General features: G+C 49.6%; 17 protein-coding genes. 5 read left to right on the top strand and 12 right to left on the bottom strand.

The window, feature by feature from the left end:
* Nucleotides 1-13 precede the first annotated feature (13 nt).
* The 7 genes from T502_RS02025 to T502_RS01995 all read right to left on the bottom strand — a co-directional run bounded on the left by T502_RS02025 (nucleotide 14) and on the right by T502_RS01995 (nucleotide 5,921).
* Nucleotides 14-325, bottom strand: coding sequence for a hypothetical protein (locus T502_RS02025; RefSeq protein ID WP_042705367.1), 312 nt, complete (start codon nucleotides 323-325; stop codon nucleotides 14-16).
* Entirely contained in the window at nucleotides 322-795 is a 474-nt protein-coding gene (locus T502_RS02020; RefSeq protein WP_042705366.1) for a hypothetical protein, read from the bottom strand. The genes T502_RS02025 and T502_RS02020 overlap by 4 nt, the downstream gene beginning before the upstream one ends.
* Nucleotides 796-802: 7 nt before the next feature.
* Nucleotides 803-2,836, bottom strand: a complete 2,034-nt coding sequence (feoB, locus tag T502_RS02015) for a ferrous iron transport protein B (protein ID WP_042705365.1) — start codon at nucleotides 2,834-2,836, stop codon at nucleotides 803-805.
* Nucleotides 2,836-3,249, bottom strand: a complete 414-nt coding sequence (locus T502_RS08480) for a FeoA family protein (RefSeq protein ID WP_052359023.1) — start codon at nucleotides 3,247-3,249, stop codon at nucleotides 2,836-2,838. The genes feoB and T502_RS08480 overlap by 1 nt, the downstream gene beginning before the upstream one ends.
* Entirely contained in the window at nucleotides 3,246-3,527 is a 282-nt protein-coding gene (locus tag T502_RS02005) for a FeoA family protein (protein WP_042705363.1), read from the bottom strand. The genes T502_RS08480 and T502_RS02005 overlap by 4 nt, the downstream gene beginning before the upstream one ends.
* Before the next feature lie 255 nt (nucleotides 3,528-3,782).
* Nucleotides 3,783-4,313 (bottom strand): metal-dependent transcriptional regulator, encoded by a 531-nt coding sequence (locus T502_RS02000; protein WP_084172950.1) that lies wholly within the window; start codon nucleotides 4,311-4,313, stop codon nucleotides 3,783-3,785.
* Nucleotides 4,314-4,898: 585 nt separating this feature from the next.
* Nucleotides 4,899-5,921: a type II glyceraldehyde-3-phosphate dehydrogenase gene (locus T502_RS01995; RefSeq protein ID WP_042705362.1), complete on the bottom strand. Its 1,023-nt coding sequence runs from the start codon at nucleotides 5,919-5,921 to the stop codon at nucleotides 4,899-4,901.
* A gap of 160 nt (nucleotides 5,922-6,081) precedes the next feature.
* On the opposite strand from T502_RS01995, the gene T502_RS01990 reads away from it, so the two are divergent.
* The 4 genes from T502_RS01990 to T502_RS01975 all read left to right on the top strand — a co-directional run bounded on the left by T502_RS01990 (nucleotide 6,082) and on the right by T502_RS01975 (nucleotide 12,402).
* On the top strand, nucleotides 6,082-7,359 hold the full coding sequence (locus T502_RS01990) for a hypothetical protein (RefSeq protein ID WP_042705361.1): 1,278 nt from the start codon (nucleotides 6,082-6,084) through the stop codon (nucleotides 7,357-7,359).
* Nucleotides 7,360-8,248: 889 nt separating this feature from the next.
* Nucleotides 8,249-9,949, top strand: coding sequence for a PAS domain S-box protein (locus T502_RS01985; protein ID WP_042705360.1), 1,701 nt, complete (start codon nucleotides 8,249-8,251; stop codon nucleotides 9,947-9,949).
* Between the two features lie 174 nt (nucleotides 9,950-10,123).
* Nucleotides 10,124-11,641, top strand: a complete 1,518-nt coding sequence (locus T502_RS01980; RefSeq protein ID WP_042705359.1) for a hypothetical protein — start codon at nucleotides 10,124-10,126, stop codon at nucleotides 11,639-11,641.
* A gap of 32 nt (nucleotides 11,642-11,673) precedes the next feature.
* Nucleotides 11,674-12,402 carry a GNAT family N-acetyltransferase gene (locus tag T502_RS01975; RefSeq protein ID WP_042705358.1) on the top strand — a complete coding sequence of 243 codons (729 nt, stop codon included), beginning with the start codon at nucleotides 11,674-11,676 and terminating at the stop codon, nucleotides 12,400-12,402.
* Nucleotides 12,403-12,447: 45 nt separating this feature from the next.
* Here T502_RS01975 and T502_RS01970 read toward each other — a convergent pair whose 3' ends face one another.
* From T502_RS01970 to T502_RS01950, 5 genes are all read right to left on the bottom strand, one after another.
* Nucleotides 12,448-12,885, bottom strand: a complete 438-nt coding sequence (locus T502_RS01970) for a hypothetical protein (protein WP_157197435.1) — start codon at nucleotides 12,883-12,885, stop codon at nucleotides 12,448-12,450.
* A gap of 66 nt (nucleotides 12,886-12,951) precedes the next feature.
* Nucleotides 12,952-13,614 carry a hypothetical protein gene (locus T502_RS01965; RefSeq protein ID WP_042705356.1) on the bottom strand — a complete coding sequence of 221 codons (663 nt, stop codon included), beginning with the start codon at nucleotides 13,612-13,614 and terminating at the stop codon, nucleotides 12,952-12,954.
* Between the two features lie 42 nt (nucleotides 13,615-13,656).
* A complete protein-coding gene (locus T502_RS01960) occupies nucleotides 13,657-14,613 on the bottom strand; it encodes a cupin domain-containing protein (RefSeq protein WP_042705355.1) in 957 nt (318 codons plus the stop codon).
* Between the two features lie 140 nt (nucleotides 14,614-14,753).
* Complete coding sequence (mch, locus tag T502_RS01955) at nucleotides 14,754-15,701, bottom strand: methenyltetrahydromethanopterin cyclohydrolase (RefSeq protein ID WP_042705354.1); 948 nt, start codon at nucleotides 15,699-15,701, stop codon at nucleotides 14,754-14,756.
* Between the two features lie 84 nt (nucleotides 15,702-15,785).
* Nucleotides 15,786-16,910: an ORC1-type DNA replication protein gene (locus tag T502_RS01950; protein ID WP_042705353.1), complete on the bottom strand. Its 1,125-nt coding sequence runs from the start codon at nucleotides 16,908-16,910 to the stop codon at nucleotides 15,786-15,788.
* A gap of 385 nt (nucleotides 16,911-17,295) precedes the next feature.
* On the opposite strand from T502_RS01950, the gene T502_RS01945 reads away from it, so the two are divergent.
* Nucleotides 17,296-18,135 carry a DUF368 domain-containing protein gene (locus T502_RS01945; RefSeq protein WP_245597741.1) on the top strand — a complete coding sequence of 280 codons (840 nt, stop codon included), beginning with the start codon at nucleotides 17,296-17,298 and terminating at the stop codon, nucleotides 18,133-18,135.
* Nucleotides 18,136-19,299 lie beyond the last annotated feature (1,164 nt).

Genomic DNA, 19,299 nt, shown 5'->3' with positions numbered 1-19,299 from the left:
TTCCCGCGGCAGTTTAAGCTTTTAACAGTTTCTTTCCCTTCTCGGTAAGTATATAGCTAGACCCCGAAAGTGCGGAACCGCACTCACTGATGTTGCATCCGCAGCAGCATTTGGCACAGCCGCAGGATGATGCCGCCGGTGCATCCTTTGCGATAAATCCCATTCGGGCCATCATGAAAAGTCGTTCGGAAAGTTCTTTGGAGGAAATGTCGAGCTCGGCAGCAAGAACGGAGGGGATGAAGACCCCCTCGGCAATACTCTTTGCTATCTCCGCCATGAGATTTACGCCGCCCGCATTGTCTGCATTACCTGCATCCGCACTCATGCAGCCACAACCTTGCGGAAGAGATCCTTTGCCCAGAGGCAGTATCCGAGGAAGCCGAAGACAACCATGTAAAGCAGCGGAGTAACCGTCTCGAGCATACCCTCGACAATCTCTTCCTCCTCGCCTATCCACATGTCAAGACCGCCGGCAAGCGTGCCCAGAATCGCCACGATGCCGAACGCAAGCGAGAGCAGGAAACCGACATCGAGGAATGCGTCCGCCTCCGCGGTATTCCTGTTCATTCTGAGGATGCCGGTCAGGAAGACGGCGGCGGTCACGAGAAGAACGAAGGCATTGAAGATGCCGCCCGTGATGTATAGCGACTCGTAAAACGGCATCGTAAAGCCGACCGTTGCCGTAAGCTGCATAATGCCGAAGGCAAGATACAGAATGCCCGCAATCAGACCCAGTCCGTATTTTGCCGAAGGCACGGAATTTGAATTTGTTTTGGATTTGTTTGAATTTGCCATTTTTACCTCAGATGAATAATTTCGCGACATTTGCGACTATAAACGATACAATCCATGCCGTAACGCATGTGTAAACAACCATGAATCCCGTCCACTTCCATGAACCCGACTCCTGTCTCATGACGGCGGTTGCCGCAACACAGGGCAGATAGAGCAGGGTAAAGACCATGAGCGTCAGTGCCGTCACCGGCGACATCACGGGATCTTCAAGCAAAGCATCCGTAAGCGCTCCTTCGTCATCTCCGGCGCCGTAGAGCACACCGAGAGATCCGACAACCACCTCTTTGGCAACGAATCCGAAGATGAGCGCAACCGAGATCTTCCAGTCGAAACCGAGCGGTTCGAAGATAGGCTGAATCGCCGTTCCGAGTGCACCCGCATAACTCTCCTGACTGCCGTATTCGACGCCGACGGGGAAGGATGCAAGAGCCCAGACAATGACCGCACCGATAAGGATGAAGGTACCTGCCTTTCTCAGATAAAGCTCGCCGCGTGACCACATGTGTTCGAGCGCCGCAAAGAGCGTCGGAATTCTGTAAGGCGGCATCTCCATGATGAAGGGGGCGGGCTCGCCCTTGAAGAGCGTTCTCTTGAAGATGAACGCCGAAACGATTGCGATAACGATTCCGAGCAGATACAGCGAGAAGATGACCTCACCCGCATTTGCCGTGAAGAATACGCCCGCGAAGAGGACGTAGATCGGAAGTCTGGCGCCGCAGGACATGAACGGAGTCACGAGAAGCGTCAGAAGGCGGTCTTTCTCGTCCTCGATGGTTCTTGCCGCCATGAATCCCGGGACATTGCATCCGAATCCGCTCAGCATCGGGATGAAGGCTTTACCCGGAAGTCCGAGTGCATGAAGGGGCCGGTCCATGATGAACGCCGCTCTTGCGAGATATCCGGTATCTTCGAGTATTGAGAGAACGAAGAAGAGAATCAGGATATTCGGCAGGAATACGAGGACCGAACCGACACCGGCGATGATACCGTCGCCGAGGATTGAACCGAGCAGTCCCGGGACATTGTCGACCGCAAACGTTGAAATCCAGCCGACAACGGTCTCGATGAGCGTCATGAACGGCGCTCCGAACGTGAAGGTCAGATCGAATGCCGCACACATAAGCGCGAGGAATATCGGGATTCCGAGCCATTTGTCCGTAAGGACGTGATCGAGGGTGTCGGAAGGACTAATCTTGGACTCGACTTTTCCGATCCGCACCTTCTGTGCGAGCGCACTTATCGCGGTATATCTGCCGTCCGCTATGTCGGCTTCGGCAACTTCGGGGCTGTAAGAGGATAAAACCGGCGATAACTTCGCATAAAGGTCCGAATTCGCCTTCACCTTTTCGATGACGTTTGCGTCCTCTTCAAGCAGACTTATCGCGAGCCACCTTGTCAGATACTTCGAGGTAAGCGAGGCATCCCCTGCAAGAACCTCGGAGATCTTTGTTATCGCATCCTCGGTCTTCGGGCTGAAATTGACAAATCCGCCGCATGAGGTGCATGATGTGCATGAGCCTGCGCATGTGCCTTTGCCGCTGCCGGCAAGTCCGATTGCGGCATCGAGGAGTTCGTTTATACCCTCCTTTCTGGTTCCGACCGTCTTTACGACGGGAATCGAGAGTTCCTTGGAGAGTTTATCCGCATCGACCGCAAGACCCTGTGCCTCGGCAAAATCCGTGAGGTTTAAGGCGAGCATGAGATTCGGAGTAATCTCGGCAAGCTGGGTCGTAAGATACAGATTTCTCTCGAGGTTTGTCGTATCGACGATCTGAACGACGACGTCGGGCTTCTCGTCGAGTATGAAGTCGCGGGCGATTATCTCGTCCGGCGAATATGCGGTGATGGCATACGTTCCCGGAAGGTCGATTATCTCGATATCGACGCCTTTGTGAGTGACCTGACCGGTCTTCTTCTCGACCGTGACGCCGGGCCAGTTACCCGTCTTCTGTCTTGCGCCCGTGATGGCGTTAAATATCGTGGTCTTACCCACATTCGGGTTTCCGATGAGACCCAGTCTCAGTTTTTTGTTCTCCGCCATTATATCGTCCCGGCAACCTTTTTGAACTCGTATGTCTCTGCTCCCGTTCCCAGATCGGGCATGACAAGATTGCCGCCGTTATCGGAGACGGTTTCGCTGTTTTTGCACCTGCTTTTGAGGATGATGCCGTCCTCGCCGGCGCTGTCCGAACCGCCGGTGCCGACCATAATCTTCATCGCCGTTGCTCTGGATAGTGCGTAGTGTGCACTGCCGACATTGACGATTACGGCGCCGCAGGACTCCGAACATATTGTGACCTCGCTGTTCTGGCAGATTCCGAGCGAGATGAGTTTTTTCCTGACGTCGTCGCCGAGGTTAACCGCGTTTACGACTCCGCTTTCGCCGCGTTTCAGGAACGCGAGCGGCATTACCTGTTTCTTCTGCGAATTTCGTGCGTATATGCCCGTTGTCATTGTTTTACCTCCGTTACGTTGCCGATTTCAATGAGTTTTGCTTCCGCTTTTCTCAGGGACAGACAGTATCCCTTTAACTTATATTCCACGGGATCTCCGAGCGGAGCGGCACGTACGGTCTCAATCTCGGTACCGGCAACCACTCCCATGCCTAGAATGCGTTTCTTGAACGCACCGGCGCCGTGAACGCACATTATTGTCCCCTTGTGATTCGGGGGAAGTGTGTCAAGCGTGGTGACTTTTTCATTGCTTGATTCTGAGATGTTTGATATATTCATCGCTCATCTGTTTTTTGTTTGGTCGTTATAACCGGTGACCTAAATCCGGAAGGATTTTTAGCGGATTCTTAATCAGTTTCGGATATTACGCAAAAAATCTAAAATGTCGGAAATTTGCCGAAATTAAAAAGTGCATGAAAATGAATGAAATCAGGCTCCGAAATATCGAATAGAAAGTTTTGCGTAAAAATCGGGTAATTGTTTGATGATTAATGTTAGATAATTTATATTTGAGGAATGATAATTGGAATTCCGTCAGTTCTGCTCTTTCTCCGCTTCGCTCCTCTTTACTATGCAGAACTCGTCGAAATCCTGAAGGATATGGTTTGCAGTGCCTTTTTCGTTCAAGAAATTTACGAAGAGGTGAATCTGCTCGATTGTCTTGGCATGAAGTTCATGCTCCATGAGACAGGCATCGTCGTTTGCGAGATCTTCTGGAACGGCGATGAGCTTTAGGAATGCCATGAGGGTATCGTGGCGGTATTTGATTACGGTCGCAATCTCTCTCCCTTCGGGTTTTAAGATTACGCCCTCATACTTGCGGTATTCTATAAGTCCGAGTTTGCTCAGTTTTATGAACATCTCGACGACCGAAGGCGGACAGACGCCCAGCTCTTTTGCGATGTCCCTTGTCTTCGCATAACCCTTCTCAAGGCTTACGTTCAGTATTGCCTCAAGGTAGTCCTCGGCTTTCCTGCTGAGATTTTTAGCCGCCGGAGATCGGTGACAGCCTCTGTACTCTCCGCGTTTTCCTCTCCTCTCATTGTCTTCTGCTGCGTTTAACATATTTCCGTTCCCGAATGATTGCACCCGCCGGTTTAATCCCGTAAGGTTGATTCTTAAAGGCTGATTCCGGCAGGGTTAATCCAGTTTTGTAGACCTGTTTTATCTGAATTTATCCTGTTTACTTACGTTAGGTATTAGGATATTTTATCTATGTCCCTAATATTATTAGTACATTTGAATTTATCTGAAGATCTGAAACCGCTCCGAAAAAAAGTAAAGCGTATTTGTGTTGTAATACACTCCCGTTGAACCCCATGGTTTCCACTGGAGAATTTAATATAAAGACTTCGTTTCAAATTTCCGCGCGTATGTGCGCAGTACTAAATTTTATGAAAATTTGTCTGACGCAGGTAAAAACATTCACTTTTCCATATACGGAGGTGCAATTTGTTTCCCGAGGTTATGAAAATCGATTGGAAGGGGGAAATGCTCATCCATGCGGATCATTATGATAAAGTTTGCTGCGACATATGACCCGCGGCATATTTCGGCGGCATAACAGGGATAACACTGCGGGGCATGCCCTGCGGCATTTTCCGATTTTGATAAAAAAAGCTGATAAAAAAAGAATGACTGAGATTTGAATTATATCGCTTCAAATTTCAGCGCTTTGTTTGTCATCGCAATCGACTTGTCCGCGTCTTTGACATTGCCGACAAGCGCTCTTATGGCATCGACGCTCTCGACGACGACGTCCGCCTCCTGATGAATCGCCTGGAAGAGATAGAGCTCGTTATCCTCGGAGACCGAGATGGAATCCTCGAATATGCAGGATTCCCAGAGATCCGAGCGCGGTCGCAGGAGATCGGATGCGTATTCCTTAATCTCGGCTGTGCTCGTGATGCCCAGACCGTGTCTGATGAGTCCGATTCTCGGATGAGCGTTGATTAAATCGACAATCTCCTGTTTTGTAGCCTTCTTCTTCAGGTCCATGGAGAGAATGTGCATGTGCATGAAGGTTGTCGGCACCACGAGAGCGGTCGTGACAATATTGATGTGCGGAAGCACGGTCTGAACGTCGGGACCGTGATGCGACGGGATGGTGACGGGGTTTAAGACGATTGCATCGACGGGACCGCGTTTCGGGTCGCCCGGGTCGGCACCGCGTCTGACCATGGTTGCGCGCACCTTTTTAACGCCGAATGCCTTGTCGACCGCGTTTATTATCCTGCAAAGACCTGTGGTATTGCAGGAGACAACCCTTGCAAATTGTCTGCCTATCGCATCGGCGTAGTTGCAGGAGGAGTTGAACGAGAAACCCGCGACCTCGTGATCCTCGCCGCCCTGCCAGATGGCTTTTTTGCCCGCCTTCTCATAGAGAGCACGGTTGTTCTTTCCGATTCCCCCCGGCGTCGCATCGACGACGACGTCGCATGCCGCGATCATCTCCTCGACCGTTCCCGCGACCTTTATCCCCGCAGCCTCGAATGCCGGTTTCTTCGAGATATCCGCGATATAAAGCGGGTATCCGCGTTTGTTGGCAACCAGCGCCTCACTGCTCGGTCGTGTCTTTGAAACGCCGATTATCTCCATATCTTCCTGTGCCGCGACGGCATCGGCAACTCTCTTACCGATAGTTCCGTATCCGTTGATTGCAACCTTTATCATTACTTAAATTATCACGTTCGAATACCATAAAGAATGTTGTTGTAAATCCCGTGTAAGATAATTCAAAAATAATTGCACCCGTAATTCAGAATAATTCAATAATTAATTCAATAATAACAGTTAATTAACCTTATAACCAACTCTAAATTACGGTGAAAACATGAGTCTGAAAATATCTTATAAAATATCCCTGATTGCGTCGGCATTGCTGCTGGTTTGCACTTTCTGTGCGGCATCGGCGGCTGCCGACCAGACGACGGGTCCCGCGTATGAATGGGAAAAGCATATCGCGACCTACGGCAACGGTTCCGATGCGGTCAGTATCGCCGTCGCATCCGTATGGCAGATGCCCGACGGCACCTTTATCGCCGGCGGCAAAACCGATTACGGCAGAGCGGTCTTCGGAATGGACTCCGTTGGCAATATTCAGTGGGTAAGGAATGTCTCCGGCGGCGATGTCAACGGCACGGTAAGATTCCTCCAGAGCTGCCCCGACGGCGGAGTATATCTCTTTACAGACGGCGAAAATCTCATAAAACTCAGCAACGCTTCCGCCGATGCGAAAGAGCTCTGGCAGTATCACCTGCCGCTCGGCGTCATCACATCGATTGAGGTTCTCCCCCACGGTGATATCCTCATGGGCGGCGACCACCTCCAGTCATTCCTGATTAAGCTCGACACCGACGGCAACGAACTTTGGAACAGGTCGCTCGGCAACCCCGCCGGCGGCGGACAGTTCCGTATAAGGTCGGTTCAGACCGGAAATGACGACAAATACATAATTGCGGGCTACGTCGACCCGATATACTATGAAACTCCGTATCGCGCCTTTGCGATGGAGATAAACGAGACCGGCGGCGACGTCTGGAACCAGCAGTACAAGACCGATAACGTCTCGATACTGTTTACCGCGATAGCGCCGATCGACAACGGCAGGTATGCGGCGGGCGCAATCGAGTCGCAGCTCGTTCCGAGCCTTGATAACGGAGGAGAAGCCGAATATGTTCCCTACGTTGTCATACTCGATAAGGACGGAAAGGCGGTCTCAAAGAAGGCAGTGGACGGGGTCGACCTCGTCTACAATATTCAGAAAGCTGCCGACGGCGGTCTTTACATCTTCGGAAGCAAGGATACGCAGCCCGGAGTTACGGAGCATATCATAGTTAAGACCGATTCCGAAGGTTATACCGACTGGTCAAAGAATATGGGAGATTTGACTGTAAAGAGCATACAGGGTACGCCCGATAACGGTCTGCTCATCCTCGGAACCGACGAAAAGACGGGTGAGAGTGTAATAATTAAGACCGAGCCCGCAAATCCCGTCAAGCCGAGACAGTCGGCTGCAAAACAGTCCCCCGGATTCGGACCGACCGCGGTCTTTGCGGCACTTTCGGTAATCGGCGGCGTTCTTGCGGTTTCCGGAAGAAGGAAAGAGTGAGTGCGTGAATACGTGAATAAATGAATACGTGAATAAATGAATAAATGAATAAAAATCAACAAATTCTCTTTTAATCTTTTTCAAGTCACGTTTTCGCGCCACTTTTCAGAGTCATTTTTTCAGGTCGCTTTTTTAAAAGTGTATTCTCCGACAGCTTTCGCTCTTCTGATGACAATATGGGGAAAAACCCGCAGAAAGACTCTTGCCTGTCATTTCTGCCGGTTATGAGGTGAAAAACTTGTTGTAGGTTAATGATTAGGGTGTATTTGCTGATACTGCTATGGTACGTGTGTTTCCGGATTGCAATTTGTGTGTGGGTTTGGTTTGAGTTTTTAGGGTTTGTGGAAATTTGTAACCTTTGCCGGTTGTGTTTATGCAATTATGGGGTTGGGGGTATAGTTTAAGGAGTTATGGTAACTATTATGTTCTGTTTTGGCAAAGCCGGGAATTCCGTCCGGATTACAGAGGTTTAAACAAAAGTCACGGAGTGTTGCATTTGACTTTTGCGATGAATTATGGAATGCTTGAGTCGTTTGTAAGTTATGGTAGCCTTACCCGACGGAATTCGGCTTCTTATATGCCTGTGATGCAATTAACTTCTGCAATTATTTTGATTGGGGGCGGTATATTGCGGCAATCGGATGGTTGCCGTTCTCCGCTCTCTGCGGGAGGATTCAGGCCCGCATGGTTTGTAGAGGTTTTTCCCCGCGATTGCCTATTGCGTCGGCTCTCACGGTATTGCATATTATTGTTGCACATGCAAGTATTTAAACATATCTTTTAATGCCAGGCATTATACTTTGCACTATAGGAATCATTGAACTTTGCAATATCGGGTGCATTAACGAAAGCAATAAGTAATGCTGATTTACAAATTAAATAGACAGATATGGACAATTACGCAGATGAGTTGTCGGAGATACTCAAGGTGCTGAAAGAAACGCCGCGCGGCATGTCTGTTTCGGATATTGCGGATAAAATAGGCGTAAACCGAAATACCGTATCCCGCTATCTCGACATCCTCAGAATCTCGGGTCAGGTAGATATGAAGACCTACGGCAAAGCCAAAGTCTTCTTCATATCGCAGCGTGCTCCCTTATCCGCGATGCTCAACTTCTCGTCCGACATGGTCGCAATAATCGACAGCGACCTCTGCGTAGTCCAGGTAAACGACGCACTTTGCAGACTCCTCAAGGTAAACCGCGACGAGATCGTCGGCAAAGAACTCCGCAACTCTCCTCTCGTCGGCTTTGACCACCCGATTATCAACGAGCGCATGAAGAACGCTCTTGACGGCGAAGAGACCGTGGACGAGATAAAAATATTCCGCGACCTTGAAGAGCGCTACTATAAGATAAAGATAATTCCGACCGTCCTCAACGACTCCTCCCCGGGCGTCACGATAATGCTGGAGGACACGACCGAAGAAAAACGCGCCACGGAAGCGCTTCTGGAGAGCGAGCGCAATTTCAGATCCCTTGTCGAAGAGATAAACGACACTATACTCGACATCAACGACGCCGGCGACCTCCTCTACGCAAGTCCCAAGATAAAGGAGATAACGGGACTCTCCGCCGAAGAAACCATAGGAAAATCGTTCTTCAGTTTCATCGACGCCGAATGCGGCGAGCGCTTTAGAGCCGCCATGCAGTCCGCACGCCAAAATAACGGCTCCGAGCTGATTGAATGCAGTTTCAGCGTAAACCGTGACGGCGGACAGGGCGGAGAGCGTCAGATAAAGATGGAGCTTTCAATCACGCCGAAGTTCGACGAGATTGGCATGCTCAACGGATACCGCGTTGTGGGCCGCGATATATCGGCACGCGACAGGGCGGTAAAAGGTCTTTTCAAGTGGAAATCCTTCCTGACCTCAATCGTCGACAACATCCCATCGATGGTTGTCGTAAAGGAGGTCGGAAAAGGCACCTACGTGCATTTTAACAGCGCTGCCGAGAAGTTCTTCGGAATCGTCGGCAAAAACAGCATAGGCAAGATGGGTTTCGAGCTCTTCCCCGACAAGGTGACGGAGTTCTTCGCCGCCGGCGACAGATCGATTGCCGCCGACAAGGTGCCGGTCTTCATGCCCGAACTTACCCTGAAGGTGAACGGCAGCGAGCATGTCTTAAAGGTCAGAAAAGTCCCCATATTCGGAATCGACAACGCACTCGAGTATATTCTGACAATACTTGAGGATATCACCGAGGAGAAACGCAGTCAGGAAGCCCTTGTCGCACAGCGCGACGAGGCGCAGAGCTATCTGGACGTAGCCGGCGTCATGATTGCGGTAATCAACACGGACGGCACGATAAGAAGGCTTAACCGCACGGGCTGCGAGATGCTGGGCTACGGCGAAGAGGAGTTAATCGGCGCCGACTGGTTCATGACCGTTGTCCCCAAAGACAGAGCAAAGGAGCTTAGGAGACGCTTTGAGGAAGCAATATCGGGAAAGATCTCCATAAATCAGAGTGCCGAGGGTGTTGTCGTGCGAAAAGACGGCAAAGAGACGGGCGTTATCTGGCAGAATACCTTCCTTAAGAACTCGAAAGGGGAGACGGTTGCCATGGTGACCTCAGCCTCTCCGAAGAACTGACTTCGGCAACGGCATCCGCACAGACAATACTTACAAAACCGGCACAGCCCCACCTCATAAACCCCCTCTCATACTGCCGATTGAAAATCTTTTTGGTTCTTTTTTTGCGATTTTTGCCGAAATATAGGGGATATTACCTAATCTTAATAACCTTCGAGATCCATATTTTACAACATGCCACGAGAGAATATAATATCCGGCGGCCTTGACGATGCGTTCGGGGGAAGCAACAAACCCGACAAGAGATCACGCGTCTCGGGTAACCGTTCGGAAGGAATAATAGACGATTTCGGCAATGAATCAGGGGGAACAGGTTCATACGCGGGAAAAGGGGGGATGAAGAACGATGCCGACCGGGGGCGAAGGGAAAGACCCTCGGATAATTCGGGGATGTTCGAGTCGTCGTTCGGCAGCAGTACGGGGCGGAGCAGTCCGAAATTTACCTCAAGTTCGTCTATAAGCAGGGGAACCGACATATTTGATACGGATTTCGGCTCGGCACGCGGAAACCGTCTGTCACCCAAGACTCACTCGGTACCGGGTAATGCGTCGTCGAAGAGCGTCGATCTCTTCGACAGGGAGCCCGCATCCGGCGCGGGAGACGGGAATGCCGCGGGTCCTTCGAGGGACGATCTCGTTTACGGCAGTGAGCCGCCGAAACCTAAGAGCACGGACGAGTACATGATGAAGGACCAATCCGATATCTTTTCGGACGGCTTCGGCTCGGATGAGGCGGGCTGGATGTCGGCGAAGCGCAAGTTCGGCGAGAAACGCTATGAGAAAAGACCCGACGAGAAACCCGAAGTATCCTCGTCGAATCTCGGTATCGGCGGCAACGACATATTCGCGACAAAGATTGCGGTAAATCCTCTGGAGACGCCAGCGGATAAGAGCGGACATGCGGACATGTCGAATGCGCAGTCCGTCTTCGGAACGGATGCACATCATGAGCCCGCACCCTCGCCTTACGGTGAGGATGACGTTGAGGAAGAATCGGATTCGGATTCGAAATCGGGTATCCCCACAGAGACTTTACCGGGTGCTTCCGCGGATATTCCGTCCGGGATTGAGGAGGATTCAGATGCGGCGCAGAACACGCGTGACGGTGAGGAACACGGGGGTATAAGTTTCCGTTCCGAATCGGATCTGCATTTCGGAAAGGAGACCTCCGACGATATCTACGATGATAATTTCCGCGACCGCGCTTCGGAGAACCGTCCGAAAGCGGTTGCCTACACAATGGAAGACGATCTGCGTGCACAGCGGCAGATGAACGCCGCCGCAAACAGGGGCGGTTCGGAGAGCAATCCGCAGAGCAATCTGTCAGGCAGTCAGAGCGGTCGGCAGAACATGCCTTATGAGCAGTCCGGCAACGCATCGGACGGCTCGGATTCGGAATACGACGGGTATTCCTTCGATGAACTCACTACCCCTGTAAGCGGACCGCAGAGTTTCGGACAGGGTCAAAAGAGTGATTCGCTCTATGCTGGATACAATGCCGCGGACGAAGATTATGACGACATCTTCGAGGACGAAGAGCCCGTATCACGGCAAAACACGGCTGATGCGGTGAATGCGCCGGTTGCGGCAAGACATGAGGAGATGCCGCCGCAGATGCCGGAAGAGAGAAAGGCCCCAGCAAAGAAGTTCAACTACATGGAGACCGACGATTCCGATCTCTTCGGGGATTAACTTCACTTTTTTACTTTTCGGGCAGGATTTTTTTGTCTGGCATAGAACCTATTGAATTTGCGGATTCTGTTGAAACCGTCACTTTCCGCGAATTTCGCCGAAGCGACCTGAGATATCTGGAAGATCTGCTCTTCGACCTCTGGCTCGACAATATCCTGAAGAACAATACTGATATCACTCACGGAGAAGATTTCGCGGGACTTTCAAAGGTAAAAGGGCTTATTGCCCGCGATTATCTCCTTATTTTCCTTAAGCATGCCTCATATTCGGTTACGGCGGTGAATTCCGCGGGCATTCCGTGCGGATACCTGCTGGGCAGATGCACCCCGCGTTCGCAGCGCTCTTCGGGAAGCGGATATCGCGGCGCGACACGAAGCATAACGACGGCTTTGCGGCAGTGTCTCAACGTAATTCCGCTGAAAACGAACAGATACGGGCGGATTTATCTGGAGCACAGGAGAGATACCCTGCGGGCTTTATCGAGACTTGAAAGAAGCGTCCCCGCAGGCTGCAAAGGCGAACTCATCCTATTCGCGGTGAGTGAGGATCTCCGCGGAAAAGGCATTGGGTCGCGGCTTATCGCGGATTTTCAGGATTATCTGCGCGGAAACGGATGCGGCGGATATTACCTCTGCGCCGATGACTACTGCAATACGGGCTACTACGAAAAACACGGTTATATGCGGGTCGCCTCAACCGGCGTCGACTACAAGGACGGCAGAAAAGGGATGCGGTTTCATCTCTATGTCCGCGATCTATGAACGTAATTTCTGACCGCGATTCGTGATTGCGATCCGAAAGGAAATTTACGCCGCCGGCGTGGCGTTATCCTGCTTAAAAACCGAGATATCCGCGAGTTTTTCGATCATAATCTCTCGATGACCGTTGTATATCGATACCTTGCCCACGGCGGAGACATTGTCCCCTTTTTCGATATCGGATTTAAGGGCGGCACCGCCGCTGACAAAAAGAACAATCTCGGTCTCGGGTTTTTCTTTTTGGGAGACATCCGTCGGGCAGTCGCGACACGCGTCAATAATAAGATGACCGCCGGTCTTCGTTGCCGAGACCGAGAGAACGGTGCCGTTATACTTCACAAGTTCCCCCTCCTGCGAAGCATTCGTATAGACCGATGCGAAGTCGTATTTGTCGGCGCCGCCGAGGACAAAGTGTGCGCCGGCGATTGCCAAAAGCACGGCACACATGAGCAAAAGTGCCAACCTCTCCTCTTTTTCCGGAATCATACAGTCCCAATCCCTATACAAAAATAATCACAATACAATAATAATCCTGATGCAAAAACTGCCGTATCAGACCCGAAGTTTGACAACACCGTATTTCCGTATCTCCGGGGGAACGCCGAACTTCATATCGAAAGCCCGGTTCGTATCCGTATTCAGCGTCAGCTCAAAGACCCCGTTGGCGGGAACGGTAATCGCCGGATTCACAACCAGAGTAAACATCTCGTTATTCTCGAGAATATCGTCGCCGTCGGCTTTTTGGAACGGAATAACGGAACCGCGCTGGACAATGACCCAGTAACCCGGCAACAGCGGCTGCCCGGTCGAATATGCAAGCCGCTCGACATTATTACCGTATTTAAACAGGAGATCGGCGTTGTTGAAATCAATGCTCTTGCCGCTCATTGCCACCAGTTTAATGGAAACTGCGGCACTTCCGAGCTCGTCGGGGTGCACTCCGTAGGAATAAATATCGACATCGTAGAGCGTTCCCGAGATATCCTGCATCCCGTAGCTGGGACCGTTGCGGGCAAGAACATTCTCCATGGAAGTCTCGAAATCACCTATGATACCGCCGGCAGCCTCTTTCTTACCCGATTCGGACGGCGTATCTGAGGAAAATACTCCCAACAGCACGTAAGTGACTATCAACACAACCGCGATCATGATAATCAGTTCAAGCACGGTCAGACCCTCGTCCCGTCCGTATTTTTCGTTGAAATTATGCGTCATTTCCGTTCCGTATCGTTCCGTATTGTTCCGTTTCATTCCTTTTCAGGTTCTCTTTACCGACGAATCCGCGGAGGGATTGTAAGGCGGGTAGGTAACCGCAAGAAAGATCAGATCTTCCGTTCCCGTATTGGTAACACTCTGATGGGCACCCGATTGAATATACACGGTATCGCCCTCTTTAAAGGACATAATCTTGGAATTGACGACTATCTCGCCCTTACCCTGCAAAATCTGATCCACTTCGGTCGTGCCCTCGATAATATGCGGATCGGTGTGTGAGCCTTTCGGAATCGTGACATATGCAATTCCGCATCCTATATCGTAATTTTTATTGTATTCCTTAAGTATTGCCGGATTTATCAGATTCGCAACTTTGACGTCTTTGAAGAAGACCCCGGGTTCTGCTTCGTCGATTATGATTGCGGTCGCATTCTCGGATTTTACGCGCAGTCTGTCGAATTCCGTGTTCTCGGGAAAGATCTCGTTTGCCGGGTTGTAAGGCGGATTGGTTATCGAGATATATTTGAGATCGCTCTTACCGTTGTTTCTGACTGTCATCGGCGTGTTCATGGGGACATAGACAAGAGTCCCCGCCTCCGCGGTCATCAACCTGCCGTTAATCATCATATCCGCGGTGCCCGAGGTAACGAATATCGACTCGCAGGTATCCTTCAGGAGATGCAGGGGGGTCTCGTGATTCGGCGATACCGTGATGAAAGACATCTCGAAATCAATCATCGGGTATAATCCGTCGGCTATCAGTATGGAAGGCGAGATTATGTTCTCGCAGGTTACATCGTCGGGATTGATCTCAAATGCGGGTATTTTGATGATTCCGGAACGCTCTATGACGATGGCGCCCGAATCGGTGACTTTTGCGTCGCCCTTATCCGCTCCCGTATCCGTTGCCTTGCCCGATTCCGAAACGCATCCGCATACGGCGGCGGATAACATAAGCATCACGGCAATACATACCGCATATGAAATAACCCTGCTCATGAAATAGAATTGACACCGTAGATTTTTAATTCTTCTGTATTTTTTTGGCAAAAGTCAGTGGGACGAAAGTAAATTTGAGAAAAATACGGGAAAATGCGTAATATCCGTCCGATTTCGCGAATAAAAGTGTAAAAATGTAATTAGAGAAGTCCGAAGGACTTGAGAGTAACTTCGGGGTTGACACTGCCTGTTCTGTAGACCTTGCCCTCGGTGAGTTCGTTGATGATGACTTCCGCGGGTGAGAAGAGTGAGGTGTCAATCTTATAGAAATCAAAGCCTGCTGCCTTGAAAGTGTCGTAGAACGGCTCTCCGTAGGATGAGGACTTGCAGGACGGAATCTTGTCAAGGTAATCGACAATCTCGGGTGCTCTCATTGTAAGATATATCTGACCGTGGTAGATTGTCGCATCGTTCGTGCAGCCCATTGCGCGTGTGGAATCCTTCTTTACCGGCGGAATCGGTGCGGTTCCCATTGCCGCCTGAATCTTCTTCGTGTCAAAACCGAGCTCGTTGAGCTTGTAGATTGCCGTCTCGACGCAGCGTCCGGCGACCTGAATGGAGCCTACAATCGACGCCGTCGGTGCAACGACCGCGCAGACGTTTGAGGGCTCGACATTGCATTTCTTTGCGATCTCGTCCATGACCTCGGCGGTCGGCAGTTTGTCGGATTCAAGACAGATTACGGCGCAGTCGCATTCATCTTCGTATTCGATGACTTCGAAGGTGTGTTTGGGCATAAGCGAGAGAGCACGTGCGGGTCCGCTTCCCATTGCAAAGAAGTTGCCGACCTTGACCGTCCAGCCCGCTTTCTGCGAACCCAGACAGGAGATTGCCGGAAAGTCCGTGTTGATGTCGATGAACGGCATCGGAACGCCGTTGATGTTGCCGTTTCTGAACGTGACCTCAGCAAGTCCGCCCATACATATTTCGGTAAAGCGCTTTCCCGCAAGGTATCCGCCTTTTGTCTTTACACCGCAGTCGACAAGGCGGGCGCCGTTGTCCAGCTGGTGGAATTCTACATTGTAATCTTCGGGGTACTCGGCGAGTTCCTCAAAGATGTCAAGAGCAAGTTCGTTAACACTTATCATAGAGTATTCCTCTTTCAAGTAGATTAAATCAACAAAATAGATAAGTATTGTTAAATGGAGTAAAGATTTTTTCAGACCGAAATCTCAGCCTAGAATATCTATGATGCGGGACGGGTCGTAACGCAGTGTAATCAGCCGCGTTCGTCCCTTGCCTTCCTTGTAGTTGAGATTTATCAGCCGCATCGAGTCGAATTTCTTGAGTATCTCGGAGTATCTGGTATATCCTATTTTGAGAGAATCTTTGAGTTCGTCGAAGACCGACCCCGCATTCATCTCCTTCTCCTTCTGAGACATCTGGGCAATTGCTTTCAAAAGCCCTTTCTCCTCATCCGATAGGGTCTTTACGCTGCTTGAGAGGTGCAGATATTTCGAGATGAGATATGCGCGGCAGACGTCGTCCTTTACAATCTCTTTTCTGGCGTCCTTCTCCGCATTCAGCGCCGAACGTTTGAGCAGATCGATTCCGACGCGGAGGTCGCCGCTCTTCATGGTCTGCTCCACGATAAGTTCGAAGATATCGGATGAGAGAACTCCAGGATAGAGTCCCTGCATGACGCGCTGGTTTAAGATCTCGCTTATCTCGCTCTGGCTGTAGGGCGCGAAGTAGATCTCGGAGGGTCTGAATACCGAGGCGACGCGGTTGTCGACTTCCTGCATGAGGTCGACGGTCATGTCCGAGATAATCGTGATGACGCCGATTCTGACACCTTCGTTTGCCTCGTGCGACCGCAGAAGCGTGTAAAGGACATTGCTGATCTCCTTTTCGTAGAGGAGGTAGTTGGCATCGTCGAGGCAGACGAGCAGCACGGCATCTTTATCGGAAAGAATCTTGCAGACCTGATCGAAGAGATTCTTGAAGGATGTTCCCGATGCCGGCGGGGGTCGTTTCGTGAGTTTTTTGTATATCTGCGAAAAAATTGCGAATTTTGTATTGTCTATCTGACAGTTTATGTAGACGGGGATTATCTTCTTTGTCTTCTCTTCGATGTCGGAAAAGAGCATCTTTACGGTCGTGGTCTTTCCGGTGCCCGGGAGTCCTTTGCAGATTGTGTTGAGCGGTCTTGCCCCGGCAAGTCCGGGTTTGACGTTTATTGCGAGTTCCCGTATCTGACTGTCGCGAAAATCGAACTGCTCGGGCATGTAGTCTATCTCGAATACCTCCACGTCGCGAAAGAGGGTTTCATCCCACATGAGCAGGTCTTTTTTCATGACAGAATTTTATGAGTTATACTGTAATTAAGGATCTGTTTTTTGAGTCGCAATCTGAGTCATATATATCATGTAGAATTCTCAAATAACTAAGCGAAAGTAAGTTTTCGGGCAGATGATGAAAGTTACCCCCACTGAAAGACATCTCTTTATGGGGTGTTTTGCTGATGAAGCAGGGTACTGATGCCCTTTATGTCATTTTATGAATGTCGCGGCTAAATAGTCCGGTTATATTGTCCCTTTATATTGTCCCTTTATATTGTCCCGTTTGAATGCCGCGTGTCACGAAGATATTTCGCGACATATATATGTCGTGACCGTAAATTCTTAGAGAATGGATAAAACCGTAAGCGAATATCTTTTAATTCTTGTACGCGGCTTTCTGATGGGTGCGTGCGACATTATCCCGGGAGTTTCGGGGGGCACGATTGCGCTTCTGACGGGAATTTACGAGCGGCTTGTGACGGCAATCGGAAACATACGCCCCGATGTCCTTCTGAAGACATTTTTCACGGACAGAAAGGCTTTCGTCGCCGAGCTTAAATACATGGATTTCTTCTTCCTCGTCGTCCTCGTATCAGGTATCGTTGCTGCCGCGGTTACGGTCTCGAAGATAATCTCGATGCTTCTTGAGAGTTATACCGCATTTACGTACAGCTTTTTCTTCGGGCTTATCATAGCCTCCGCCGTCTTGATTCTTCTGGAGATAGGGTCAGTTGAGTCCCGCGGCAATATAGTCGCGGTCGTCTGCTCGGCATTGGCGGGTCTTGTCATCGGTTATCTTGTGGGCGGGCTTGAGCCGGCGATGCTCGGGAACTCTTATCCCGTGCTCTTCCTGACCGGAATGGTTGCGTTCTGCGCGATGATCCTCCCCGGAATTTCGGGGGCATACATCACGTTAATCTTCAATCAGTATGAGTATCTTCTGAATTGTATTCACACAATGAACATAGTGCCGCTCGTTGTCTTCAGCGCGGGAGGTATTTTGGGAATTCTGGGTTTCACAAAGGTACTCAAGTTTCTGCTCAGCCGCTATCATGCCGCGATGCTTGCCATGCTTACGGGTCTTATGATCGGCACATCCCGCCTTTTAATCGGCAAAGTGGAGCTGAGCGGAGGTTTTACGACCGCCGTCATCGCCTGTGCCGTTGCGGGAGTTGCCATTCCGGTTATACTGGAATTTGTCAAACGCAATTGCATATCAAAAGAGCAGACATCGCAATAGTGCCGCAAATACCCCCTTACGGTTGACGGATGCCTTATCTTTGTCAATCCTTCAATCCCTTTCCGTTTTGTGCGGCAATTTTGTTTGGCGAATATATCTCATATTTGCCATTTGTTTTGAAATTATTCCGTTATTTTTTGATATTCTTTTTGCGGGCGTCATGCTAAACAATATATAGTTGCCAACTTTTTCTGTCGTTCCGAATGTCAGTTTTTTCGTTCGGCGGGCGGCTCATCGGCAGGATTTCGACCACAAATTAAATATATATAGTACGGGGTCCTATTGACTATCATAGACTGTTCAGCGGAGGTGGTCTGAAAAAGCATGTACTGTTATCGTACTGAAAATAATGTGCAGAGAAACATGACGGCAGGTTTTGGTTATCTTCAGCAAACAAGATTTGAATCACCTTTTTATGCGAGAAAAGGTCTCATCCATCCATATTGATAACATATAATGTCCGTTCGAAACGAAACAAAACGAAAACAAGCAAAAAATTGGTAGTCATTTAACTAAAAGCCTTGATATCGGATAAGGTATCCGAAAAATCTCATAATCTGAAAAGACGATTATCATAACCGAAACCTAAAAACCGACAGGGTGATGTATCCGTAATAACCGAAATAGAGAACCGATAATTCGACTCCTGAAAGACCGGAAAATCAACCTATCATAACAACGGAAAACAAAACACCGGAAAATAAACATCAAAAGCGGAACAAAACCAAAACCTACCGTTTCCTTTTACGTAATACGTATTAATCATCATTTAAACCAAAAAGATATAATTATCCGAAATTCCGGACATTATGTCCGTTTTTCAGGCATTTTTTCAGACCGCGTCCCGTTATACTTTCATCGTATCAGAGTCAATACACTTTGTGCATAAGTCTAACCTCGCGGTTATACAATACGCCCGAGGGAATTTGGTCCATTTATATACTCTCGCGAGAACTTTCTAATCAGACGACCACTAAGGGAGGCGGTCAGATAAGAAAAAATAAAGTTGCTTGTAAATACGGGATTATCTCCTAAGTAATCCCAAAAAATTGTTTAAACCTTCTTCTGTTGCGGGAAAAGATTTTTCTCATTTTCAAAAAGCTAAAAGTTTCCAAGAATACCGTTATCTTCAGTAATTCATATTCGGTTATTCATATTCGGTTA

Source organism: Methanomicrobium mobile BP (assembly GCF_000711215.1).
Classification (GTDB): domain Archaea; phylum Halobacteriota; class Methanomicrobia; order Methanomicrobiales; family Methanomicrobiaceae; genus Methanomicrobium; species Methanomicrobium mobile.
This window is presented reverse-complemented; position numbering and strand designations above follow the sequence as displayed.